At 71.4% G+C, this 24,068-nt stretch carries 23 protein-coding genes; 16 read left to right on the forward strand and 7 right to left on the reverse strand.

Annotated elements, in window-relative coordinates; genetic code table 11:
• Positions 1-50: 50 nt before the first annotated feature.
• The 7 genes from ACRWND_RS18960 to pstB all read left to right on the forward strand — a co-directional run bounded on the left by ACRWND_RS18960 (position 51) and on the right by pstB (position 8,485).
• Positions 51-2,351 (forward strand): RNA degradosome polyphosphate kinase, encoded by a 2,301-nt coding sequence (locus ACRWND_RS18960; RefSeq protein ID WP_431950855.1) that lies wholly within the window; start codon positions 51-53, stop codon positions 2,349-2,351.
• The gene (locus ACRWND_RS18965) at positions 2,332-3,582 is read left to right on the forward strand and encodes a CHAD domain-containing protein (protein ID WP_431950857.1); all 1,251 of its coding nucleotides are present in this window, start codon (positions 2,332-2,334) and stop codon (positions 3,580-3,582) included. The genes ACRWND_RS18960 and ACRWND_RS18965 overlap by 20 nt, the downstream gene beginning before the upstream one ends.
• 63 nt (positions 3,583-3,645) lie before the next feature.
• Positions 3,646-4,149: an NUDIX hydrolase gene (locus ACRWND_RS18970; protein ID WP_431950859.1), complete on the forward strand. Its 504-nt coding sequence runs from the start codon at positions 3,646-3,648 to the stop codon at positions 4,147-4,149.
• Between the two features lie 212 nt (positions 4,150-4,361).
• On the forward strand, positions 4,362-5,504 hold the full coding sequence (gene pstS, locus ACRWND_RS18975; RefSeq protein WP_431950861.1) for a phosphate ABC transporter substrate-binding protein PstS: 1,143 nt from the start codon (positions 4,362-4,364) through the stop codon (positions 5,502-5,504).
• A gap of 101 nt (positions 5,505-5,605) precedes the next feature.
• Positions 5,606-6,595 (forward strand): phosphate ABC transporter permease subunit PstC, encoded by a 990-nt coding sequence (pstC, locus tag ACRWND_RS18980; protein ID WP_431950863.1) that lies wholly within the window; start codon positions 5,606-5,608, stop codon positions 6,593-6,595.
• The gene (gene pstA, locus ACRWND_RS18985) at positions 6,592-7,665 is read left to right on the forward strand and encodes a phosphate ABC transporter permease PstA (protein WP_431950865.1); all 1,074 of its coding nucleotides are present in this window, start codon (positions 6,592-6,594) and stop codon (positions 7,663-7,665) included. Before pstC ends, pstA begins: the two co-directional genes overlap by 4 nt.
• Positions 7,666-7,708: 43 nt before the next feature.
• On the forward strand, positions 7,709-8,485 hold the full coding sequence (gene pstB / locus ACRWND_RS18990; protein ID WP_431950867.1) for a phosphate ABC transporter ATP-binding protein PstB: 777 nt from the start codon (positions 7,709-7,711) through the stop codon (positions 8,483-8,485).
• Positions 8,486-8,664: 179 nt separating this feature from the next.
• Here the strand turns inward: pstB and ACRWND_RS18995 are convergent, their stop codons facing one another.
• Together ACRWND_RS18995 and ACRWND_RS19000 are read right to left on the reverse strand one after the other, a co-directional pair.
• A complete protein-coding gene (locus ACRWND_RS18995) occupies positions 8,665-9,663 on the reverse strand; it encodes an inorganic phosphate transporter (protein ID WP_431950869.1) in 999 nt (332 codons plus the stop codon).
• Between the two features lie 5 nt (positions 9,664-9,668).
• Positions 9,669-10,289: a DUF47 domain-containing protein gene (locus ACRWND_RS19000; RefSeq protein ID WP_431950871.1), complete on the reverse strand. Its 621-nt coding sequence runs from the start codon at positions 10,287-10,289 to the stop codon at positions 9,669-9,671.
• A gap of 194 nt (positions 10,290-10,483) precedes the next feature.
• On the opposite strand from ACRWND_RS19000, the gene ACRWND_RS19005 reads away from it, so the two are divergent.
• Positions 10,484-10,876, forward strand: a complete 393-nt coding sequence (locus tag ACRWND_RS19005; RefSeq protein WP_431950873.1) for a metal-sensitive transcriptional regulator — start codon at positions 10,484-10,486, stop codon at positions 10,874-10,876.
• Here the strand turns inward: ACRWND_RS19005 and ACRWND_RS19010 are convergent.
• A complete protein-coding gene (locus ACRWND_RS19010; protein ID WP_431950894.1) occupies positions 10,873-11,079 on the reverse strand; it encodes a hypothetical protein in 207 nt (68 codons plus the stop codon). The genes ACRWND_RS19005 and ACRWND_RS19010 overlap by 4 nt on opposite strands.
• A gap of 105 nt (positions 11,080-11,184) precedes the next feature.
• On the reverse strand, positions 11,185-12,039 hold the full coding sequence (locus ACRWND_RS19015) for a hypothetical protein (RefSeq protein WP_431950896.1): 855 nt from the start codon (positions 12,037-12,039) through the stop codon (positions 11,185-11,187).
• 91 nt (positions 12,040-12,130) lie between these two features.
• On the opposite strand from ACRWND_RS19015, the gene ACRWND_RS19020 reads away from it, so the two are divergent.
• Entirely contained in the window at positions 12,131-12,286 is a 156-nt protein-coding gene (locus ACRWND_RS19020; protein ID WP_431950875.1) for a hypothetical protein, read from the forward strand.
• A 124-nt stretch (positions 12,287-12,410) separates the two neighbouring features.
• Entirely contained in the window at positions 12,411-13,970 is a 1,560-nt protein-coding gene (locus ACRWND_RS19025; RefSeq protein ID WP_431950898.1) for an FAD-binding oxidoreductase, read from the forward strand.
• Positions 13,971-14,033: 63 nt separating this feature from the next.
• Here ACRWND_RS19025 and ACRWND_RS19030 read toward each other — a convergent pair whose 3' ends face one another.
• Positions 14,034-14,726, reverse strand: a complete 693-nt coding sequence (locus ACRWND_RS19030) for a phosphatase PAP2 family protein (protein WP_431950877.1) — start codon at positions 14,724-14,726, stop codon at positions 14,034-14,036.
• Positions 14,727-14,932: 206 nt separating this feature from the next.
• Entirely contained in the window at positions 14,933-15,871 is a 939-nt protein-coding gene (locus ACRWND_RS19035; RefSeq protein WP_431950900.1) for an NlpC/P60 family protein, read from the reverse strand.
• A 390-nt stretch (positions 15,872-16,261) separates the two neighbouring features.
• On the opposite strand from ACRWND_RS19035, the gene ACRWND_RS19040 reads away from it, so the two are divergent.
• The 6 genes from ACRWND_RS19040 (at position 16,262) to ACRWND_RS19065 (ending at position 23,498) form a co-directional block, all read left to right on the forward strand.
• Entirely contained in the window at positions 16,262-16,570 is a 309-nt protein-coding gene (locus ACRWND_RS19040; protein WP_018559685.1) for a hypothetical protein, read from the forward strand.
• A 130-nt stretch (positions 16,571-16,700) separates the two neighbouring features.
• Positions 16,701-17,531, forward strand: a complete 831-nt coding sequence (locus ACRWND_RS19045; protein ID WP_431950880.1) for a hypothetical protein — start codon at positions 16,701-16,703, stop codon at positions 17,529-17,531.
• Positions 17,521-18,807, forward strand: coding sequence for a hypothetical protein (locus ACRWND_RS19050; protein ID WP_431950882.1), 1,287 nt, complete (start codon positions 17,521-17,523; stop codon positions 18,805-18,807). Before ACRWND_RS19045 ends, ACRWND_RS19050 begins: the two co-directional genes overlap by 11 nt.
• On the forward strand, positions 18,804-20,354 hold the full coding sequence (locus ACRWND_RS19055) for an SCO6880 family protein (protein ID WP_431950884.1): 1,551 nt from the start codon (positions 18,804-18,806) through the stop codon (positions 20,352-20,354). The genes ACRWND_RS19050 and ACRWND_RS19055 overlap by 4 nt, the downstream gene beginning before the upstream one ends.
• A 157-nt stretch (positions 20,355-20,511) precedes the next feature.
• On the forward strand, positions 20,512-21,906 hold the full coding sequence (locus ACRWND_RS19060) for an ATP-binding protein (protein WP_431950902.1): 1,395 nt from the start codon (positions 20,512-20,514) through the stop codon (positions 21,904-21,906).
• Between the two features lie 14 nt (positions 21,907-21,920).
• The gene (locus ACRWND_RS19065) at positions 21,921-23,498 is read left to right on the forward strand and encodes a type IV secretory system conjugative DNA transfer family protein (protein WP_431950886.1); all 1,578 of its coding nucleotides are present in this window, start codon (positions 21,921-21,923) and stop codon (positions 23,496-23,498) included.
• A gap of 18 nt (positions 23,499-23,516) precedes the next feature.
• Here the strand turns inward: ACRWND_RS19065 and ACRWND_RS19070 are convergent, their stop codons facing one another.
• Positions 23,517-24,026, reverse strand: coding sequence for a GNAT family N-acetyltransferase (locus tag ACRWND_RS19070; protein WP_431950888.1), 510 nt, complete (start codon positions 24,024-24,026; stop codon positions 23,517-23,519).
• Positions 24,027-24,068: the final 42 nt, after the last annotated feature.

Genomic DNA, 24,068 nt, shown 5'->3' on the forward strand with positions numbered 1-24,068 from the left:
ACCACCATCCACGTGAATGACGTGCCGGATCCGGAGGAGGGCTCGCACTCATGGCCTCGATGAACGTCCCGACGAATGCCCGGACCGAGCGGTCCGGCTCCGGTGCCCCGGCCTCGCCCGACACCCCGGCGGAGTCCCCCGCCTACCGCCGGCCGCACGTCGTCCCGCCCCTGCACCCCGAACCCGCGCGCCTGGACGTCCTCTCGCCGGTGCCGCGTCCCGCGCAGCAGACCGGCGACGGCCGCCCGGACGGCGCCGCGGAGGACGAGGGGAGAGGCGACGAGCTCGCGCCGAACCGCTTCCTGGACCGCGAGCAGAGCTGGCTGGCCTTCAACGAGCGGGTGCTGGAGCTCGCCGAGGACCCGGCCACCCCCCTCCTCGAACGGGCCAACTTCCTCGCGATCTTCGCCAGCAACCTGGACGAGTTCTTCATGGTCCGCGTCGCCGGCCTGAAGCGCCGCATCACCACCGGCGTCGCCCAGCGCTCCGCCTCCGGCCTGCCGCCCACCAAGGTGCTGGAGAACATCCTCAGCCGCGCCCGCGAGCTCATGGCCCGGCACGCCGCCTGCTTCCAGAACGACGTGGCCCCGGCGCTCGCCGAGGAGGACATCCACATCATCCGGTGGAACGACCTCACCGAGAAGGAGCAGGCCCGGCTCTTCACCCTCTTCCGCAACAAGATCTTCCCGGTCCTGACCCCGCTGGCCGTCGACCCGGCGCACCCGTTCCCGTACATCTCCGGCCTGTCCCTGAACCTGGCCGTCACCGTGCGCAACCCGGTCTCCGGACACGACCACTTCGCCCGGGTGAAGGTCCCGCCGATCCTGTCCCGCTTCCTCGAGGCCGGCCCGCAGCGCTTCGTCCCGCTGGAGGACGTCATCGCCGCGCACCTCGAGGAGCTCTTCCCGGGCATGGAGGTGCTGGACAGCCATATGTTCCGGGTGACCCGGAACGAGGACCTGGAGGTCGAGGAGGACGACGCGGAGAACCTGCTCCAGGCACTGGAGAAGGAACTGCTGCGCCGCCGCTTCGGCCCCCCGGTCCGCCTGGAGGTCGAGGAGTCGATCTCCCCGCAGGCCCTGGACACCCTGGCCCAGGAACTGAAGATCGCGGACGCCGAGGTCTTTCCCCTGCCCGGGCCGCTCGACCTGACCGGGCTGTTCGCGATCGCCGGGCAGGACCGTCCGGAGCTGAAGTACCCGAAGTTCATCGGCGGCACCCACCCGGATCTGGCCGAGGTCGAGTCCGCGCACGCCACCGACGTCTTCGCGGCGCTGCGTGAGCGCGACGTGCTGCTGCACCACCCGTACCACTCCTTCTCCACCTCCGTGCAGCGGTTCCTCGAGCAGGCCGCGCAGGACCCGGACGTGCTGGCCATCAAGCAGACGCTGTACCGCACCTCCGGCGACTCCCCGATCGTGGACGCCCTGATCGACGCCGCCGAGGCCGGCAAGCAGGTGCTGGTGCTGGTCGAGATCAAGGCGCGCTTCGACGAGCAGGCCAACATCAAGTGGGCCCGCAAGCTGGAGGAGGCGGGCTGCCATGTCGTCTACGGCCTGGTCGGGCTGAAGACGCACTGCAAGCTCTCGCTGGTCGTCCGCCAGGAGGGCGACACCCTGCGCCGCTACAGCCACGTCGGCACCGGCAACTACCACCCCAAGACCGCCCGGCTCTACGAGGACCTCGGGTTGCTGACCGCCGACCCGCAGGTCGGCGCCGACCTGTCCCACCTGTTCAACCGGCTCTCCGGCTACTCGCGCCGCGAGACCTACAACCGGCTGCTGGTGGCCCCGCGCAGCCTGCGCGACGGGTTGATCCAGCGGATCCTCGCGGAGATCACCCACCACCGCGAGGGTCGGCCCGCGTACATCCGGATCAAGGTCAACTCGATGGTCGACGAGGCCGTCATCGACGCGCTGTACCGGGCGTCCCGGGCGGGTGTGCCCGTCGACGTCTGGGTGCGCGGCATCTGCGCGCTGCGCCCGGGTGTGCCGGGCCTCTCGGAGAACATCAGGGTGCGCAGTGTGCTCGGCCGCTTCCTGGAGCACTCCCGGGTCTTCGTCTTCGGCAACGGAGGCGACCCCGAGGTGTGGCTCGGCAGCGCCGACATGATGCACCGCAACCTCGACCGCCGCATCGAGGCGATGGTCCGGGTCTCCGACCCGGCGCACCGGACCTCGCTGAACCAGCTGCTGGAGACCGGCACCTCGGACTCCACCTCGTCCTGGTGGCTCGGTCCGGACGGGGAGTGGACCCGGCACAGCACGGACGCCGAAGGGCGTCCGCTGCCCCACATACAGGAGATGCTCATCGAAGCGCGGAGGCGCCGGCGTGGCCCAGCGACACCCTGACGCGGCAGCGACGCCCACCGGCCTGATGTCCGGCGGGCTCACCGACCGTGAGGCCGGCGCCGTCCTCGGTCAGTACCTGCGGGACGAGGCCACGGCCTTCCTGCGCGCGCTGGCGTCACGCGAGGGCGAACCCGGCCGGCCCCCGGACGACACCGCCGAGACCGGGCGGCGGATGCGCCGCTCGGCCCGCCGCATCTCCGGCGCCCTGCACACCTTCGGGTCGCTCACCGACCCCGGCTGGGCGGACCCCCTGCGCGTCGAACTCGGCTGGCTCACCGAAACCCTCGGCCGCGAGCACCGCCACGCCGCCCGGCTCGCCCGGCTGATCGGCGCGCTCCAGCGGCTGGCCTCCGCCGAGGATCTCGGTGGCCCTCCCGCCAGTGCCGTCCCCACCGACGACGACCTCGGCCCGTGGCTGCCGGGGTCCGGCGCGCCGGACCCTGCGGCGGCGACCCGTGGTGCCGGGACCGCGGGCGCCACCGCGGCCGCGGTGCCTGCCGAGGTCGCGGAGTCGGCGACCTCGGGCACCCACGCGTCGGGGCACGCCGCGGGGGCCCGTCGCGCCCCCGCCCCGTCGCAGGCCGGCGAGCGCGGCGGCGCCGGGGGCGGCCCGCTCGCCGTGGGCGCCGCCCGGGCCGGCGCCCTGCTCGAGCGCCAGCTCACCCTCGCCCGGACCCGGGCGCACTCCGCCGCCCTGCAGGCCGTGGGCTCCTCGCGCTTCCACGCGGTCGTGGACGCGGTGGCGGTGCTCGCCTCCGAGGTGCCGCTGTCCCCGGCCGCGCGCGAGCCCGCCGCCTCCGTGCTGCCGCTGCTGGCGGAGCAGGCCCACAGCCGTCTGGCCGAGGCCGCGGCCGCGCTGCCGCTGACGCGCGCCCTGCACCCGTACAACGGCGGGACACTGCACACCTCGCTCTCCGGCGAACCGCCCGCCGAACGGGAGGACGCCGCGTGGAACCGGGTCCGGGTCCTGCTGCGACTGCGGCGCTACGCCGAGGAGGTCCTCGCCCGCGGCACCGCGTACGACGAAGGGTCCACCGCCCGGCTGGCCGCCGCGGCGCGGATGCTGGAGCAGCAGCGGGAGGCGGCGGAGGCCGCGGCCGCCGTCACCGCCGCCGCCCGCACCCCGCGGATCGCCCCGGCGACCGCCTACGCGCTGGGGGTGCTCCATGCCGACCAGCGCCTGGAGGTGGAGGCGGCCCGGTACGCCTTCGCCCACCTGTGGACGCGCTGACCCTCCGGCCGCCCCTCCCGCCGCGCCGGCCGGCGTTCCGCCGCCCGACCGCCCGACCCGTCGATGCCGCTGATCCCGTCCAGCCCGTCCCGCGGGCGCGGCACGACCCGCGCGACCCGCAGCCCGGAAAGGAGCACCGCCATCGCCTCCACCGGCGCCGCCGGCACCCCGATCCTCGCCGCCGGGGCGGTGCTGTGGCGCCGCTCGCCGGTCGACGGCGGCCTGGAGATCGCCCTGGTCCACCGTCCCAAGTACGACGACTGGTCGCTCCCGAAGGGCAAGCTCAAGCGCGGGGAGACGGCGCTCGACGGTGCGCTCCGCGAGGTCGAGGAGGAGACCGGGTTCGACTGCGTGCCCGGCCGGGAGCTGCCGTCCACCACGTACCCCGTGCAGGGACGCACGAAGATCGTGCGCTACTGGGCCGCCGAGGCGCGCGAGGGTTCCTTCGCCCCCAGCCGCGAGGTCGACCGTATGGTGTGGCTGCCGCCGACCGCCGCGCGCAACCGGCTCACCCACGAGCGGGACCGTGCCGTCCTCGACGCGTTCCTCCGCGGAACGGCCCTGTGAGGGTGGCACGCTGAGACGTACACCACTGGGCGCGCGAAGAGCACCGCACTGATATGCGAGGTTCACCTTGCGTTCACCCTCGGCCGTCGACCGCTTCACCTGATCTGCCTAATTTCGGCCTTACCGGTGAGCGAGCAGCCGCCGGGTGGATGCAGAAATCCATACCTCTGCTTCGCCGTCCACCGGCGGGCTTCAGGAAGGAATCACCAAAGGTGAAGCTTCAGCGTAAGAGCGGGCTCCGCGCCCTGGCCGTCGGCGCGGTCGCGGTCTCCGGTGCCCTCATGCTCACTGCGTGCGGTTCGGACGACAACACGAGCCCGGGCGCCGAAGGCAGCAAGGCGCCCGCCACGTCGTCCAGCAGCATCAAGTGCGCGGACAAGGGCGGCCAGCTCCTCGCCTCCGGCTCCTCGGCGCAGCAGAACGCCATGGACGCCTGGGTCAGGAACTACCAGCAGGCCTGCTCCGGCGCCCAGATCAACTACAAGGCGTCGTCCTCGGGCGAGGGCATCGTCGACTTCAACAACGGCACGGACGGCTTCGCCGGCTCCGACTCGCCGCTGAAGCCCGAAGAGGTCGAGGCGTCCAAGAAGATCTGCACCAACGGCACCGGCATCAGCATCCCGATGGTCGGCGGCCCCATCGCCATCGGTTACAACGTGGCCGGCGTGGACAACCTCGTCCTCGACGCCCCCACCCTGGCCAAGATCTTCGACTCGAAGATCACCAAGTGGGACGACGCGGCCATCAAGAAGCTGAACCCGGACGCCAAGCTTCCCAGCACCAAGATCCAGACCTTCCACCGCCAGGACGAGTCCGGCACCACGGACAACCTGACCAAGTACTTCAACGGCGCCGCCAAGGCCGAGTGGCCGTACGAGCACGCCAAGGCGTGGGCGGGCAAGGGCGGCCAGTCCGCTGCCAAGTCCGCCGGTGTCGCGGCCCAGGTCAAGCAGGTCAACGGCTCGATCGGCTACTTCGAGCTCTCCTACGCGACCGCCAACAGCATCAAGACGGTGAAGATCGACACCGGCGCCTCCGCCCCGGTCGAGGCCACCGCCGACAACGCCTCCGCCGGCATCGCGCAGGCCAAGGTCGTGGGCACCGGCGCCGACCTGTCCCTGGACATGTCCGCCGCCTACACCACCAAGGCCGACAACGCCTACCCGATCGTCCTGGTGACCTACGAGATCGCCTGCGACAAGGGCAACAAGGCCGAGACCCTGCCGCTGGTCAAGTCCTTCCTGGGCTACACCGCCTCCGAGGAGGGCCAGTCGATCCTCGCCGAGGCCGGCTACGCGCCGCTCCCGGCCGAGATCGCCACGAAGGTCCGCGCCACCGTGGACGCCCTGTCCTGACCCAGTCGGCCGGCCCCGCGACGTGATGTCGCGGGGCCGCCGCACTTCCGGTGCACCGCCGCCGGGGGAGCCATCCCCCACCCAGACCGGAGAAATGACCGATGGCTATAACCGCACAGACCCCCACCCCACCGCCGCCCGCGAAGCCGGCCGGGGCCACTGTCACGCGCCCGGGCGACAGAATCTTCTCGGGCCTCTCCCGTGGTTCCGGCATCCTGCTGCTGCTGATCATGGCGTCGATCGCGATCTTCCTGACGATCCGCTCGGTCAACGCGATCTCCAAGGACCACGGCAACTTCCTGACCACCTTCGAGTGGAACGCCGGCGCCAACCCGCCGGTCTTCGGCATCGCCGTGCTGGCCTACGGCACGATCGTCAGCTCGATCATCGCGATGGTCATCGCGGTCCCGATCGCGGTCGGCATCGCGCTGTTCATCTCGCACTACGCGCCGCGCCGCGTCGCCTCCCCGCTGTCGTACATCGTCGACCTGCTCGCCGCCGTGCCCAGCATCATCTACGGCCTGTGGGGCGCGCTCTTCCTGGTGCCGCACCTGACCGGCCTCAACATGTGGCTGGACAAGTACCTCGGCTGGACCGTCGTCTTCGACAAGGACGACCCGCAGGGCGCGGCCCGCTCGATCTTCACCGTCGGCATCCTGCTGGCGATCATGATCCTCCCGATCATCACCAACGTCAGCCGCGAGGTCTTCCGGCAGGTGCCGCGGATGCACGAGGAGGCCGCCCTGGCCCTCGGTGCGACCCGCTGGGAGACCATCCGCATGTCGGTGCTCCCCTTCGCCCGCTCCGGCATCGTCAGCGCCTCGATGCTCGGCCTCGGCCGCGCGCTCGGCGAGACGATGGCCGTCGCCACGGTGCTGTCCGCCTCCCCCGTCCTGTCGCTGCACATCCTGGACCCGGTCGGCGGCACCTTCTCCCAGAACATCGTCGCCAAGTTCGGTGAGGCCGACGAGTTCGGCCGTGACGCGCTGATCGCCTCCGGTCTGGTGCTCTTCGTCATCACCCTCCTCGTCAACGGCGCCGCCCGCGCGATCGTCGCGCGGCGCAAGGAATACTCGGGGGCCAACGCATGAGCCACGCAGTAGCAGACGAGCGCTCCGCCCCCGTGGTGCCGCAGCGCGCCCTGGCCCAGCGCCGTCTCCCGAACTGGGCCCCGCTGGCCATCGCGGCCGGCGCGATCGTGCTCGCCGTCGGCATCGGCCTCGGCGCCGGCCTGGACAGCAAGCTCCAGTGGGGTCTGATCGCCGTCCTGCTGTTCGTCCTCGGCAGCTATGTGATCGCCACCGTGGTCGAGGGCCGCCGCCAGGCCAAGGACCGGGTCGCCACCAGCGTGATCTGGGCGTCCTTCGTCCTCGCCGCGCTCCCGCTGTACTCGCTGATCCAGACCACGGTCAGCAGGGGAATCAAGATCCTCGACGGCGCCTTCCTGACGCACTCCATGAACGGCGTGCTGACCATCGGCGAGGGCGGCGGCGTCTATCACGCCATCATCGGCACCCTGGAGCAGGTCGGCATCGCCACCGCCATCGCCGCCCCGATCGGCATGCTGACCGCCGTCTACCTGGTCGAGTACGGCAAGGGCCGGCTCGCCACGGCCGTGACCTTCTTCGTCGACGTCATGACCGGCATCCCGTCGATCGTCGCCGGTCTGTTCATCCTGTCGACCTGGAACCTCCTGCTCGGCTTCGGCCCCTCGGGCTTCGCCGGCTCCATGGCGCTGGCCATCCTGATGATGCCGGTCGTCGTCCGCTCCACCGAGGAGATGCTCAAGCTCGTCCCGAACGAGCTGCGCGAGGCCTCGCTGGCGCTCGGCGTCCCCAAGTGGCGCACCATCGTGAAGGTGGTCGTCCCGACCGCGATCGGCGGCATCACCACGGGCGTCATGCTCGCGGTCGCCCGCATCGCAGGTGAGAGCGCCCCCATCGCGCTGTTGGTCTTCGGCAACAACCTGATCAACAACGACCCGTTCGACGGCCCCCAGGCCTCGCTGCCGTTCTACATCTACCAGCAGTATCAGAACGGCAACGAGCCGAGCTACGACCGGGCCTGGGCGGCGGCACTCGTGCTGATCGCCTTCGTCATGATCCTCAACCTCCTGGCACGCGGCATCGCGCGCTGGAAGGCCCCGAAGACCGGTCGCTGACGCGGCCGACATCAGCGACCACAGGATTGCGAGCATCACCACCATGGCCAAGCGAATCGACGTCAGCGGACTCTCCGCCTACTACGGCGGCTTCAAGGCGATCGACGACATCTCGATGAACATCGAGCCGCGCACGGTGACGGCCTTCATCGGCCCGTCCGGCTGCGGCAAGTCCACCTTCCTGCGCACCCTCAACCGCATGCACGAGGTCACCCCCGGCGGCCGCGTCGAGGGCAAGGTCCTCCTGGACGACGAGAACCTCTACGGCCCGGGTGTCGACCCGGTCTCGGTGCGCCGCACCGTCGGCATGGTCTTCCAGCGCCCCAACCCGTTCCCGACGATGTCGGTCTACGACAACGTCGCGGCCGGCCTGAGGCTCAACGGCGTCAAGAAGAAGGGCGACCTCGACACGATCGTCGAGAAGTCGCTGCGCGGCGCCAACCTCTGGAACGAGGTCAAGGACCGCCTGAACAAGCCCGGCTCCGGACTGTCCGGCGGTCAGCAGCAGCGTCTGTGCATCGCCCGCGCCATCGCGGTCGAGCCCCAGGTCCTGCTCATGGACGAGCCCTGCTCCGCGCTCGACCCGATCTCCACCCTCGCCATCGAGGACCTGATCGGGGAGCTCAAGGAGCGCTTCACCATCGTCATCGTGACCCACAACATGCAGCAGGCCGCGCGCGTCTCGGACCGCACCGCCTTCTTCAACCTCTCGGCGGTCGGCCAGCCCGGCAAGCTCATCGAGATCGACGACACGGAGCGGATCTTCTCCAACCCGTCCGTCCAGGCCACCGAGGACTACATCTCCGGCCGCTTCGGCTGATCGACCGGTCGGCCGATCGGCTTCGTACCGACCGGCCGGCCGATCGCTTCCGCGGCCGTCCCGAGCCGTCCTGCGGTGCTGCATGGCGGTGCCACCGCAAGGCGAAGGCCCGCCCCCCGAACGGGGGGGCGGGCCTGTTTGCGTCGTGCTCGTCGTGTCGGTGTCGTGCCGCGTCCGGCTCAGCCGAAGGCCACGTGCACCACGGCGTAGACCAGCGCGGCGACCGCCGCCGCGGCCGGCATCGTGATGAACCAGCCGATCACGATGTTCTTGGCGACGCCCCAGCGGACCGCGTTGACCCGCTTCGTCGCGCCCACGCCCATGATGGCCGAGGTGATGACGTGGGTCGTGGAGATCGGCGCCTTGAAGATGTAGGCGGTCGTGTACAGGATCGACGCCGCCGTCGTCTCCGCGGCGAAGCCCTGCGGCGGGTCCAGCTCGATGATCTTGCGGCCGAGGGTCCGCATGATCCGCCAACCGCCCGCGTAGGTGCCCAGCGACAGCATCGCGGCGCAGGTGAACTTCACCCACAGCGGGATGCCGTCGCCCTCCTCCTGGACGTCGGCGATGGTGAGCGCGAGGACGACGACACCCATCGTCTTCTGCGCGTCCTGCAGTCCGTGGCCGAGCGCCATCCCCGCCGCCGAGACGGTCTGCGCGATGCGGAAGCCCCGCTTGGCCTTGTGGGGGTTGGCCCGGCGGAAGAGCCACAGGATGAGCAGCATCACCAGGTAGCCGACGACCAGGCCGACGATCGGCGACAGGAACATCGGCAGGATGATCTTGTCCACCACCCCGGACCACAGGACGTCCGTCCCGCCGGCCAGCGCGGCGCCCACCAGGCCGCCGAACAGCGCGTGGCTGCTGGAGGAGGGCAGACCGTAGTACCAGGTGATCAGGTTCCAGACAATCGCCCCGACCAGCCCCGCGAAGAGGATCGCCATGCCGGTCTGCCCGTGCGGCGTCTCGATCAGGCCCTCGCTGACGGTGTGCGCGATGCCGGTGCCGAGGAAGGCACCGGCGAGGTTCATCACCGCGGCCATCGCCAGCGCGGCCCGCGGGGTCAGCGCCCGGGTCGACACAGAGGTGGCGATGGCGTTCGCGGAGTCGTGGAAACCGTTGGTGTACGTGAAGAAGAGCGCGACGCCGACCGTCACGATCAGGGAGAAGGTCTGCACCGGGGTCAGGACTCCTTGACCGCGATGGTCTCCACGGTGTTGGCCACGTGCTCGAAGGCGTCCGCCGCCTCCTCCAGGACGTCCACGATCTGCTTGAGCTTGAGCACCTCGATGGCGTCGTACTTGCCGTTGAAGAGGTGGGCCAGCAGCTTGCGGTGGATCTGGTCCGCCTGGTTCTCCAACCGGTTGACCTCGATCCAGTACTCGGTGAGGTTGTCCATGGTGCGCAGGTGCGGCATCGCCTCGGCGGTCAGCTCGGCCGCCCGGGCCAGCACCTCGATCTGCTGCTCGACCCCGCGGGGCAGCTCATCGATCTGGTACAGAACGACCAGGTCGACGGCCTCCTCCATGAAGTCCATGATGTCGTCGAGGGACGACGCCAGGGTGTAGATGTCCTCGCGGTCGAAGGGCGTGATGAAGGAGGAGTTCAGCTGGTGGAAGATCGCGTGGGTCGCGTCGTCGCCCGCGTGCTCCGCCGCGCGCATCCTTTCCGCGATCTCCGAGCGCGTGGCCGGATCGGCCCCGAGCAGTTCCATGAGGAGCTTCGACCCTGTGACGATGTTGTCCGCGGATGCGGCGAACATGTCGTAGAAGCTCGTCTCCCTGGGGGTCAGACGAAAGCGCACGTGAAGTCCTCGGAATACATCGGTTTCGGTCGCATTGATGCTAGGCGCATCATCCGGCCACAACTAACCGGCGTCCTACAGTGTCGCTCATCGTCAAGGGTGCGCCCCAGCAGGGGTTCTCCGGGCACTCTCGCACATCGGGGCGAATTGGGTACGATATACCCGACTGGGGTATCGGGGGCAGGAGGAACATCATGACGGTCACCGAGACCGGCGGCGCCGCGGAGTCGCAGCAGTCGCCGGCGGACGTCGCCGGGCACGTCGACACCGCCGGGGCCACCCCGGAGCACGGGCACGACGCGCACCAGCACGGCTACGCCAAGCAGAAGGACCAGCACCTCAAGCGGCTGCGCCGCATCGAGGGGCAGATCCGCGGCCTGCAGCGCATGGTCGAGGAGGACGTGTACTGCATCGACATCCTCACCCAGGTGTCGGCCGGCACGAAGGCCCTGCAGTCCTTCGCCCTGCAGTTGCTGGAGGAGCATCTGCGGCACTGCGTCGCCGACGCCGCGGCGAAGGGCGGACCGGAGGCGGACGACAAGGTGGCCGAGGCCACGGCCGCCATAGCCCGGCTGCTCCGCAGCTAGCGACCGGCCCCCGCCGACCGCCTGGTCCCCTGCGCGGGCACGCGGGGGAACACGTCCAGCACCTCGTCGATACGCTCGGCACTCAGCCGTTCCTCGGTCGTCGCCGACGCCGCGATCATCAGCTCGCAGCACAGCTCGATCTCCGCGAGGGCCACGTGGACCTGGTCATCCTGGTCCAGGAGCCACACCGCCACGCGCACCACCTCCCTCCCCGCCCAGCGTAGGGATCGGTGCACGGTCCGTGCATGACACAGACGGGCCATTTCCGGCAAGCCCTCAGGGGCGGTGCGGGCCATTCCGGCGGGCCCTCAGGTGCCGGACGCGGGAACGATCTGCCCGGTGTAGATGTCGGTCCCTCGGGGCAGCATGACCCGCACCGGGGCACCGAAACCGTACATTCCGGTCGTCGAGACCACCGTGACCTGCGCCGGCGCGCTCCGCGTCCCCGCGCCCGCGCCATTGCTGAAGGTGAAGCGCTGCCGCACCTTGCGCAGCCGCCCCTCCTCGTCGAGCCAGGCGTCGAAGGGCACACTGGTCACGGTGAAGCCCTTCGCCGCGGCCGCGAGCTCCGCCCGCACCAGCGGGGAGGCGACGCGAGCCGCGTCCACGATGTCCGTGACCCCCTGGTAGCGGCGCACCCGCACCCCGTCCAGGGTCTCCGACCCGGTCTGCCGCACCTCCCGCGCCGCCCGCAGCAGCTCCGCGGCCACCAGGGGATCGGTCGCGCCGCCGGTGACGAGGTTGCCGTCCGGCAGCCGGGTCGTGTCGACCCGCACCCACTTGTCGGCGGGGACGCCCTCGCCGCGGTTCTTCATGTAAAGGGCGCCCGGCGTCAGCAGCTCCGTGACCGGCGCGTGCTCGACGTCCCCGGCCGCGTCCGGCGGCAGGACGACCTGGATGCGGCCGCGCCGCCCGGCGTAGTCGAAGGAACCGGTGCCCCTGATGGCGATCTTCGTGCCGCCGCTGGCCATCTCCATCGACGTACGGATCTTCGAGCTGCCCTCGGCGACCAGCGCGTCCACCGCCCGCCGCAGCGCGTCCCCGGAGTCCACCGGCACGCTGTCCACCTCGGCGGCCTCACCACTGACCGAGCAGCCCGCCACCGCCAGCACGCACAACCCCAGACCCACGGCTGCCGCAGTCGCCCGGCCGAGCTGCCCCATCTCCGCCAACCCCCCGCACCATGCCGCGCCTCGGACGTCGTCGGGCTTAACGAGGGTCAGGGCACCACGTCACGGCCGGTAGCTTTGTGGGGTGCCTCCGAGTGATCCGCCCCCCACCGCCCACCGCGCGACCACCCTGGAGAAGGGCGCCTTCTCCCACGCGACCTGCGTCTGCGGCTGGCGGGGACCGGCCCGGCGCGCCCGCGACCGCGCCCGCCGCGACGCCGCCGAGCACGAGCAGGGCTGAGACGGCACGCGCAGGGCCCGACGCGGTCCGACGTACGTCACACTCCCCACCCGCAACCGGACACCGCGTCCCCGCCGTCCTCATGGACGACCATACGGGGGCGAACAGAGCGGAAGGCCCCATGTTGAACCGACGATCCGTGATCCGCGGCGGCGCGGGCATCGCCGCCGCGGGCTGGCTGGCCGCGGCCTGCGGCCCGGGCGGCGGTCGCCCTGCCGGCACCGCGAGCCCCACGCCCAGTGCCCCGGGGGCCCCCACGACGGCCGGCGGGAGCCCCTCCGCCAGTGCCTCGCCGACCGCCCGCCCGGACTGGAAGGCCCTGGGCCGCACCCTGGACGGCCGCCTCGTCCTGCCCGACGACGCCGACTACGCCACCGCCCGCCTGCTGTACAACACCCGCTTCGACGGTCAGCGCCCCGCCGCCGTGGCGTACGTCTCCGGCACCGAGGACATCCGCGCGTGCCTGGACTTCGCCCGCCGCACCGGCGTCCCCGTCTCGGTCCGCAACGGCGGGCACTCCTACGCGGGCTACTCCGGCGGCAAGGGCCGGCTCGTCCTCGACGTCTCCTCCATGGCCTCGGTCGACCTGTCCGGCGGCACCGCGACCATCGGGGCCGGGGCGAAGCTCATCGACGTCTACACCCGGCTCGGCTCGAGGGGGCGCACCCTGCCGGCCGGCTCGTGCCCCACGGTCGGCATATCCGGCCTCACCCTGGGCGGCGGCCACGGAGTGCTCAGCCGCGCGTACGGACTGACCTGCGACAGCCTCTCCGGCGCCGAGATCGTCACCGCGGACGGCCAGGTGCTGCGCTGCGACGCCGACGAGAACCCGGATCTGTTCTGGGCGCTGCGCGGCGCGGGCGGCGGCCAGTTCGGCGTGGTGACCAAGCTGACCTTCGACACGCATGCCTCCCCCCAGGTGGTCACCGGCTATCTGACCTGGCCGTGGAGCAAGGCCGCCGCCGTCCTGCGCGCCTGGCAGGAGTGGGGGCCCACCCAGCCCGACGAGATCTGGTCGGCCCTGCACCTGGACAGCTCCGGCTCCGGGTCCCCGCAGATCAGCATCGCCACCGTGGGCATCACCTCGCGCGACGGGCTCGCGAACGCCGTCGACCGGCTCGCCGACAGCATCGGCGCCTCCGCGACAAGCGTCTCCCTGCACCCACGCACCTACCTCGACGCGGCCCTCGCCTACGCCGGCTGCTCGAACCTGAGCACCGCCCAGTGCCACCTGCCCGGCAGCACCCCAGGCCGCAGCCCCTCCGGCCGGCTCGGCAGGGAGACCTACACGGCACGCTCCGACTTCTACGACCGCTCCCTGTCCGAGACCGGCATCCAGACCCTGCTGTCCCAGGTGGAAGGGCTCCGCTCCGGCTCGGGCAGCGTCTCGCTCACCGCGCTCGGCGGCGCCGTCAACCGCGTCTCGCCCACGGCCACCGCCTTCGTCCACCGGCGCTCGCGCTTCCTGGCCCAGTACATAGAGACCCCCGGCACCACGAACTGGCTCGCCGGGCTCCACGCGGCCATGCGCCGCCATGCCTCCGGCGCGGCGTACCAGAACTACACCGACGCCTCACTGACCGACTGGCGCACCGCCTACTACGGTTCAGCAGCCGACCGCCTGACCCGGCTGAAGACCCGATACGACCCCGCGCGGCTCTTCGACTTCCAGCAGGCGCTCTGACCGCTCCGCCCGGCCGCCCCGCCGCGTGCGACGCGTAGGACGTGCGGGGCGCGCCCGCGGACGTCAGGCCGCCAGGTCCTTGTCGACCGCCGACGGCTCCGGGTACGGCTCGCCCCGGCGGCGGTCCGCCCGCCCCGGCGCCGCCTGCACGAGGAAGCCCAGGCGCGAGTCGGCCACGGCCCGGGCCAGCGGGGTCAGCGCGGCCAGCGCCGCCGGGGCGAGCAGCAGCGCGACAGCGGTCCCGAGGGCGAAGCCGCCCAGGACGTCCGTCGGGTAGTGCACGCCCATGTAGACGCGGCAGAAGCCCTCGGCCAGCGCGACGGCGATGGCGGCCAGACCCCACCTGCGGCTGACCATGAACAGGCCCACGGCGACGGCCATCGTCAAGGTGGCGTGGTCGCTGACGAAGGAGAAGTCGGTCTTCCCCTTCACCAGGACGTCGATGCCCTTGTGTTCCAGGAAGGGACGCGGCCGTTCGACGAAGTTGCGCAAGGGGACGTTGAGCACCAGCGCGACCGCCGCCGCCAACCCGGACCAGAGCACGCCCGCCACGGCCGCCGGCGCCTCGGCGCCGCTGCGACGCGCCACGCGCCACCAACACCAGCCGGCGATCAGCACCATGAGCAGGACCAGGCCGTACTCGCCGACGCCCTCCACCATGCGGTCGAACCAGCGCGGGGCGTCCTTGGCGAATCCGTTGATGTCGCGGAGCAGGCTGACGTCGGGGTTCGAGCCGTCCAGCGAGAGCTCTGCCACCGAAGTCCCCTAACTGTCTTCTTCCGCCGCACCCCCGTGCACGTCCGTGTGGGGGTCGATTCTCCACCCTTCAACGGGCGGCACGGTACGCGCCGTTCCGGTCTCCACCGGATGATCACCAAGGTGTTACCGAAGGGAGACACGTTCCCGCATGCCGGTGCCCGGTGTCCACTCACAGCGGCGCGGCGCGCGGGGCGCGGGGCGGCTCACACCGCCGCCGCGCCCGCCGCCGTCACACGCGTCGCCCCGATGTAGTCCGGGGTGTCGATCCTGTCGAAGCGGATCACCGCGCCCGTGTAGGGAGCGTTGATCATGTAGCCGCCGCCGACGTAGATCCCCACGTGGTGGATGGACCGCGGGTCGGTCAGGTCGTCCGCGAAGAACACCAGGTCGCCCGGGAGCAGCTCGTCCCGCTTGGGGTGCGGTCCGGCGTTCCACTGGTCGTTGGCCACCCGCGGCAGCTCGATCCCCACCGAGTGGTACGCCGCCTTCGTCAGGCCCGAGCAGTCGAACCGGCCACCCTGCTCCGGTGTGCCGTTCCCGCCCCACAGGTACTTCGTGCCCAGCTTCTGCTGCGCGTAGTAGATCGCGCCCGCCGCCTGCCGCGACGGTGCGACCGGGCCCACCGGGGCCGCGAAGCTCTTCTGCAGTGTCGTGATGATCCGGACGTAGTTCTGCGTCTCCCGGATCCTCGGCACCCCGCCGGACCGGATGACCCGGTACGCGCCGGCGTTGTAGGCGGCGAGCATGTTCTCCGTCAGGTTCCCCGGGACGTCCTTGACATAGCCGGCCAGCGTGCAGTCGTAGGAGGCCGCCGAGGGGATGGCGTCCGCCGGGTCCCACACGTCGCGGTCCCCGTCCCCGTCCCCGTCCACGCCGTGCGTGGCCCACGTGCCGGGGATGAACTGCGCTATCCCCTGCGCCTGCGCCGGGCTCTGCGCCCTCGGGTTCCAGCCGCTCTCCTGGTAGAGCTGGGCCGCCAGCAGCGCCGGGTTGATGGCGTCGCAGAGGTTCCCCCACTTCTGCACCAGGTTCTGGTACGCCGCCGGCACGGCGCCCTGAGCGAGCGTCACCGCCCCGCCCCCGCCCGTCAGCTTGGCCGCCACCAGGAACGTGCCGACGACGAGCAGCATGACGAACGACATGAAGAGGCCGCCCACGACCCCTGCCACCAACCAGGCCTTCCGCGCGGTCCGCGAAGCCGCCGTCACCCGCCCCACCCCTTCGTCGCTCCACCCTGCCCGACGCGGAAAGTGACGGCACGCCAGGCCTCCGGGAGCATCCCCACCCGCAGCGCCGCCAATCGTTGCCCTCCGCTCACCACCGTGATACACAGAGTAGTCAACAACGTCTCATCGAACACCGGATCGCACGCCAGTGTGTCCAGTCTGACGATTGCGGCCCGGATCACACGGGGGAATGGCTGAGAAAGTCGCTGAGTCGACATACGACGGCGGCATCCTCCGCCAAGATAGACCTTGGCTCCTTGCGCCCCGGCGAGGATGCCAACTGATCTAGCGTGGTGGTGAGTTCTCATGTTCCTGGCAGCCGAGAAGGGCGACATCAACACCATCATCGGTGGCATCGCCCCGGACTGGGGGCCTTTCGGGTCCCTTGGGAACGAGGCGCGCGTCATGATCGAGGTGGTCATGGCAGTGGCGATCCTGCTCTGCCTGGCCATCGCGATCTGGGGCGCGGCCAAACAGCGCATCGGAGCGACGGCGCTCCGCGACACCTTCAGTGCGGAGCAGGGCAAGGGACTGATCATCGCCGGCCTGACCGGCGTGTTCATCATCGGGTCCCTCGGCACGCTCTTCACCATCGTCTACGGGATGGCGGTCTAGCGACCCACACGTCGGCTCCACCCCGTCCCCCGCGCACTGTCCCCGAGGGGCCCGTCCCGGCCCCGCACCCCACCCGAGGCTGTCTGCTGATGCCCACTCACCCCATGACCCCCGAGGGGGCGAGCCCCCGATGAGCCTCGGCCAGGACGGGCCCCCGACCCGTACCCGCCTCCCCGAGCCCGTACCCGGCACGGGCGGCCCTTCCCGCCGCCCGCAGCGCTCCAGCCGCAACCTCGTCACGGTGGTCGGCGTCGTCGTGCTCCTCATCGCGGCCATCGCCTTCGCCAACCGCGGCGGCGGCTCCCCCGCGGACTCCGCCGCCCCGGGCGGAGTCGGCGGCCAGGGCGGCGGCACTCCCCACGGCGCCCGTTCCCAGCCCACGGCCCCCACCGGCACGAAGCCGGTGGACGGCAAGAACGCCGGCATCCCCACGGGCTACGCCCGCACCGACCAGGGCGCCCAGTCCGCCGCGGCGAACTACGCGGTGGCGCTGGGCTCCGACGGCATGTTCGACACGGCCCGGCGTCACACGATCGTCGCGACGATCCACGCCCCCGAGGTCGCGGACCGCCTGCAGGCCGACCTGGACCGCGCCTACTCCCCCGGCTTCCTCGCCAACGTGGGGCTCAACGAGGACGGGAGCGTGCCGGACGGCTACACGTTCGTCTCCCGCACCGTCCCCGTGGGCACCCGCGTGACGGACTTCTCCAGCAGCGCCGCGACCGTCGAGGTGTGGAGCACCGGCCTCGTCGGCCTGGCCGGCGAGGGCTCGACCAAGCCCGTGAGCCAGACGTGGTTCACCATCACTGAGCAACTCATCTGGGTTGACGGGGATTGGAGAATCGAGAGGTCCAGCCAGAAGGAGGGTCCCGCGCCCGTCAACGGCGACAACCGGGCCTCCGGTGCCGACGAGATCGCCAACGCGGTCCGTGGTTATGGGGGGTTCACATATGCCAGGTAGCCACCGGCGCCGCACGCTGTCCTTGACGGCACTCCTCGCCGCGGCCCAGACGACCCTCGTCCTAGCCGCCTCGCGCGCTACCGCCGCCCCCAGTCCCACGCCCACCCCGAGCGGCAGCAACAGCGCGTGCGATCTGATCGTGGGCCAGGCCCGCGACTACTGCGAGGGCGGCACCGGTTCGGAGAACACCCCCTCTGTCGCGGACCCGCTCGACCCCCTGGACTCGCTCGCGCGCGGCTGCGCCGACGCCGCCGCCTGGGTCATCGACGGCCTGTCCAAGGCGGTCAACAAGACCGCCGCCGTGGACTTCACCAACAAGGCGTTCCTCACCCAGTACGCCGTCGTCTTCGCCGCCTCCACCTTCCTCACGCTCCTCCTGTGGCTGCTGGCCGTCGCCAAGCGCGCCGTGCGCGGAGTGCCGCTCACGGAGGCCCTGACCGAGGCGGTCGGCTTCCTCTGGCTCACCGTGATCGCCTCCGCCTTCACGCCGCTGATCCTCTACACCGTCGTGTCGGCGACCGACGGCATCACGGAGGTCGTCGCGTCCGGCACGGCCGCCGACACCGACACCTTCTTCGGCTCCTTCCGGGACGCGCTGACCAAGGACTCCGACATCGGCGGCGGCCCGATCATGCTCATCGTGGTCTCTCTGGTCTCCGTGCTCGCCGCCGGCGTCCTGTGGCTCGAACTCGTCATCCGCGCCGCGCTTCTGTACGTCGGCGCACTGCTCGGCACCGCCGTCTACTCCGGCCTGGTCGACAAGAACATGTGGCACCACGTGCGCCGTTGGGCTGGAATCATGATCGCGGTGATCCTGGTCAAACCCGTGATCGTGGTCGTACTCGGCCTCGCGGGCGCGCTCAGCGGCTCCGACGGGCCCACCGCGTTCGGCGCCGTGGTGTCGGGTCTGGCCATCATCCTGCTGGCCATCTTCGCCAGCGCCATGATCTACCGCTTCGTCCCCGGCTTCGGCGACGACGTGGCCACTCTCCGCAGCAACCGCAAGGCGAGCGCCGAGTCCCAGGCCGCCGCCGTCATCTCCTCCCCCGCCGCGCTGGTCAAGCAGGGCATCAAGACCCACAGCACCCGCGGCGGCCCGCAGGAGCAGACCACGGGCGGCGGCGCTCCGCCCGCGAACGCCGTACCAAGCGGCATCGCCGCGCACAGCAGCCGCAACGGCACCGCCCCGGCACCGGCCCCCGCGCCCCGCACGAACCCTGACCGCGGCAACGGCGGCGGGACCAGAAGCAACACAGCAGGAGGCGAAAGCCGGTGACGTCCCAGCCCTACGCCCCACCGCAGCAACGCCGCACGTACCTGATCGGCAAGGCACGTCCCAACGCCATCGTCGGCAAGAACCGCGAGACCGGCGAGATCGCCCTGATCGTCGTCGGCGCGTTCCTCGGCATGATGTGCGGCCTGCTGATCCCCGTGCTGCCGCTGCGCATCCTCGGCCTGACGGGCTGGCCGCTGCTCGCCTTCGCCGCCGTCTACATGCCGTACCGGCGCCGCACCTTCTACCGCTGGTTCGAGATCAACCGCAGCTACCGCCGTACGCTGCGCACCGCCGCGACCTACCGCTCCACCGCCGCGGAGGCCGGCACCCGGCTCGACGGCCGCGAGGTCGAGATCGGCCCGCCGCCCGGCATCGGACGCATCACCTGGCTGTCGGCGCCCTTCGGCCCGGACGAGATCGCCGTACTGCTGCACGTCGACCGGCGCACCGTCACCGCCGCCATCGAGATCGAGGGCCCCGGCGTCGGCCTGCGCGACAGCGAGGACCAGGAAGCCCTGGTCGAGCGCTTCGGCACCCTGCTCAAGCACGTCGCCAACGGCGACGGCTTCGTCACCCGGCTGCAGATGCTCGCCCGCACCCTCCCCGCCGACCCCGACGCCCACGCCAAGGACGTCACCCAGCGCGGCGACGACCGTGCCGAGCAGTGGCTCAAGGACTCCTACGACCAGCTGCAGTCGATGGTGTCGACCTCGTCCGAGCAGCACCGCGCCTACCTCGTCGCCTGCATGCACTACAGCCGCGAGCTCGCCGCCGAGGGCACCGCCATCGCCCGCGCCGCGGGCGGCGGCCGCAAGGCCCTCGACAAGGACGCGGGCATCGCGGCCGTCATGGCCCGCGAGCTGACCGACATCTGCGCCCGCCTCACCGAGGCCGACATCCGGGTCCGCCAGCCGCTGGGTCAGGCACGGCTGGCGTCCCTGATCCACTCCATGTACGACCCGGACCACCCGATCGACCACATCCAGGCGATGACCCGCCGCAACGCCTGGCCGGCCGAGCTGGACGCCACCGAGCCGACCTTCCTCCAGGCCAAGACCCGCGAGTCCACCACCCGGGCCCCCTGGTGCCACTCCACGGCCTGGGTCAAGGAATGGCCGCTGACCCCCGTCGGCGTCAACTTCCTCGCACCGCTGCTGGTCCACACCCCGGACGTGATCCGCACCGTCGCGGTCTGCATGGACCTCGAGCCGACCGACGTCGCCATCGAGCGCATGCTCACCGAGAAGACCAACGACGACGCCGAGGCCAGCCGCGCCGCCAAGATGAACCGGGTCGTCGACCCGCGCGACATCGCGCACCACTCCCGCATCGACCAGCGCGGCGAGGACCTCGCCTCCGGCGCGGCGGGCGTGAACCTGGTCGGCTACATCACGGTCTCCTCCCGCTCCCCGGAGGCGCTGGCCCGCGACAAGCGCACGATCCGCGCCTCGGCGGGCAAGTCGTACCTCAAGCTGGAGTGGTGCGACCGGGAGCACCACCGGGCGTTCGTCAACACGCTCCCGTTCGCGACCGGCATCCGCCGCTGAGGGGCCGGGAGGTAGCACCATGCGCCTGTGCGCACTTGACGCTCCGTCCCCCGGGACGGCGCCATTGGGAAGGACGACAGGGACAACGATGCCACGCCGGAGCCCGCGCCCCGGGCGCGACGACCGCTGACGCCGAGGAGGCGCTCCACCCATGGCCATGCCGGATCCCCTCGCAGCGATCACCGACGCCTTCACCAGCTTCCTCTTCGGCAAGGTGGAGACCACCCGACTCCCCGTCCGCACCTCCACGGGCCAGGCCCAGGCCGTCTACCTGCCGACCGCCGCACCCGGGCTGGGCGACTCCGGCGTGATCATCGGCCGCGAGGTCTACTCCGGCAAGGGCTACATCTACGACCCGTTCCAGCTGTACGGGCAACAACTCCCGGCGCCCCACTGGCTGGTCCTCGGCGAGTCCGGCAACGGCAAGTCCGCCCTGGAGAAGACGTACGTCCTGCGGCAGCTGCGCTTCCGCGACCGCCAGGTCGTCGTCCTCGACGCGCAGGGCGAGGACGGCGTCGGCGAGTGGAACCTCATCGCCAAGGCCCTCGGGATAACTCCCATCCGCCTCGACCCGATGGCGGCCCTCGACGGGGGCATCAAGCTCAACCCGCTCGACCCGGCGATCACCACCACGGGCCAGCTCGCGCTGCTCCGCACGATCATCGAGGTCGCGATGGGCCGCGGCCTGGACGAGCGCTCCGGCTTCGCGCTGAAGGTCGCCCACGCCTACGTCCACGGCACCGTCACCGACCGCCAGCCGATCCTCACCGACATCGTGGAGCGGCTGCGGCACCCCATGGCCGACTCCGCCGAGTCGATGAACGTCGCCCTGGAGGACGTCCGCGCCTGGGGCCTGGACGTGGCCCTCGTCCTGGACCGGCTCGTCGACGGCGACCTGCGCGGCATGTTCGACGGCCCCACGACCGCCGGCATCGACCTCGACTCCCCGCTGATCGTCTTCGACCTCTCCCACATCGACCGCAACTCCATCGCCATGCCGATCCTCATGGCGATCGTCGGCGTCTGGCTGGAGCACACCTGGATCCGCCCCGACCGGAAGAAGCGCATCTTCCTGGTCGAGGAGGCCTGGCACATCATCAACAGCCCCTTCGTCGCCCAGCTCTTCCAGCGGCTGCTGAAGTTCGGCCGCCGCCTGGGCCTGTCCTTCGTCGCCGTCGTCCACCACCTCTCCGACGTGGTGGACGGCGCCGCCGCCAAGGAGGCCGCGGCGATCCTCAAGATGGCGTCCACGCGCACGATCTACGCCCAGAAGGCCGACGAGGCGCGCGCCACCGGCCGGGTGCTCGGCCTGCCCCGGTGGGCGGTGGAGATCATCCCCACCCTCACCCCCGGCATCGCCGTCTGGGACGTCAACGGCAACGTCCAGGTCGTCAAGCACCTCATCACCGAGACCGAGCGACCGCTGGTCTACACCGACCGCGCCATGACCGAGTCCTCGAGCGCCGAGCTCGACGGGCCGGACGCGAAGGGCCGGTTCGACGAGCCCGGGGTCTCCCTCGACAAGCAGCTGGCAGACGACGCGGTGGCCTGAACGGGGACCGATCCATGGCGAGAGCGCAGCATCACGGACAGCGGCACGAGGGCGGGGTCCCCGACGGGCTGATCCTCGGCCTCATGGGCTTCCTTCTCGGCATGACCGTCCTGGTCTGGACGGGCACCGGGATAGCGGGCCTCGTCTCCCACGGGGCGTGGCCCGCCGAGGTCCACTTCACGCGCACGCCCGTGGCCATGCGCCACCTCGTGGCCGACCCCCACGACATCGCCGGGGCCTGGCAGCCGGCCCCGCCGGGGGAACTGCCCGGCTCCGGGCTGTTCTGGGGCGTGTTCATCGGGCAGTTGATGGTGCTCTTCGTCCTCACCATCTTCGTGATGGGCGTCGTCACGCGCACCCGCCTGCGCCGCGCGGTGCGCCGCAAGGCCGTCCTGAGCACCGCGGAAGCGGCTGTGGAGCCCGAGACCCGGGTCCCGCCCCGACAGGCCGCACAGCGGCCCGTGGAGGCCGTCGAGGCCCCGGTCCCGGCCACCCGCGCCCCGGAGCCCGCACCGGTCGACCCGGCCACCCCTGCGCCGGCCGCCGGCCCCGCCGGCGCCTCGGTCGCCCCCGACCGCGAACTCACCCGTACCTACGCGGTCTTCGCCACGCCCCGCGGCGACAAGGGCAAGCGCCTCGTCCAGCCGGCCGTCCTGGGGGCGGCGGGGCCCGTCCTCGTCACCACCGCGGACCCGGACACCTTCCACCAGACCGTCGGCAACCGCGCCAAGCTCGGCCCGGTCCACGTCTACGACCCCGCGCACCTCGTCGACACCCCGGCCCGGCTCCGCTGGGCCCCGCACTCCGGCTGCGAGGACGTCCCCACCGCCGTCACACGCGCCCGCGCCCTGCTCTTCCCGGTGCGTCCGCGTGCCACACTCGACGCCGCGATGTTCGACGCGGCCGAGACCCTCCTGCGCTGCTGGCTGCACGCCGCAGCCGTGGACGGCCAGCCGTTCCGCCAGGTGCACCGATGGGCGGGCGGTGCCTCCGCCCAGGACGCCGTCCGCATTCTGCGCACCCATCCCAAGGCCGCCTCCGGCTGGAGCGGTGAGCTCGAGTCCGTCCTCCACGCCCACACGCACCGCCGTGACGCCGCACAGGCGCTCGTCCACCGCGCCCTGGAGTCCCTCAACTCCGTGCACATCCGGGACGCCTGCACACCGGGACGCACGGACGGCCTCGAGGTGGAGTCATTCCTCAAGGATCCGGGCACCCTGTATGTGGTGGGCGAGCCCAACGAGGACCCGCGCACCCACCCGGGTGCGATGCCGCTGCTCACCGCACTCGTCTCCAGCGTGGTCGAGCACGGCCGGCGCATGGCCGCAGGGTCATCCTCCGGTCGGCTCGACCCACCAATGACCCTCGTCCTGGACGACATCGCGGCCCTCGCCCCGATCCCGGAGCTTCCCGACCTCCTGGCCACCGGCACCTCCGCAGGCCTGCCCACCCTGGCCGTGCTGCGCTCCCCGGAGCAGGCCCGCGAGCACTGGCGGAGCCCCCTGTGGCAGCGCGCCGACGTCCGCCTCGTCCTAGGGAACCAGCCTCCCGGCCTCCTCGACGAGGTCCCCGACGCGGTCCGGCTGCCCTAGGCCGTGCCGTCCGCCCTCCTACGGCCGCGCCAGCTCCATCTCGTACTCCGTCTGCGATGCGTCCAGCGGGAAGGCCATCGTCCTGCCCGTCCTGACGAAGCCGAGACGCTTGTAGAAGGCCCGCGCCCGGTGGTTGTCCTCGTGGACCCACAACCGCACGCGCCGCACCCGCTCCGGCAGTTCCCACGACCATGCGATCGCCGCGCCCAGCAACTCCTCGGCGAGCCCGCCGCCGCGGAACTCCGGCCGCACGTACACACCGACCAGATGCGTCTGCGGGACGTCGAACTCCTCACCCGTCTCGACGAGTACGGCCACATTGGCGACGCGCTCGCCGACCTCGTCCTCCGCGATGAACGCCTGCGTCTGCGCTCGCTGACGCCACTTCTCGTCGTCGAACGCCGCTTCGGTGTCATGGGGGTTGACGAAGGCCACGCCGGCGGCCGGGTCCTTCAGCGCCTCGAGTCGCAGTGCCCGCTGGGCACGCCATTCCTCGGGACGGGACGCACGTATGGTGTAGTCGCTCATACCGCGATCGTACGCAAAAAAGCCCCGGTTCCCGAGTCGATA

The sequence above is a fragment of the Actinacidiphila sp. bgisy167 genome (assembly GCF_965342175.1).
In the GTDB taxonomy this organism is placed as follows: Bacteria; Actinomycetota; Actinomycetes; order Streptomycetales; family Streptomycetaceae; genus Actinacidiphila.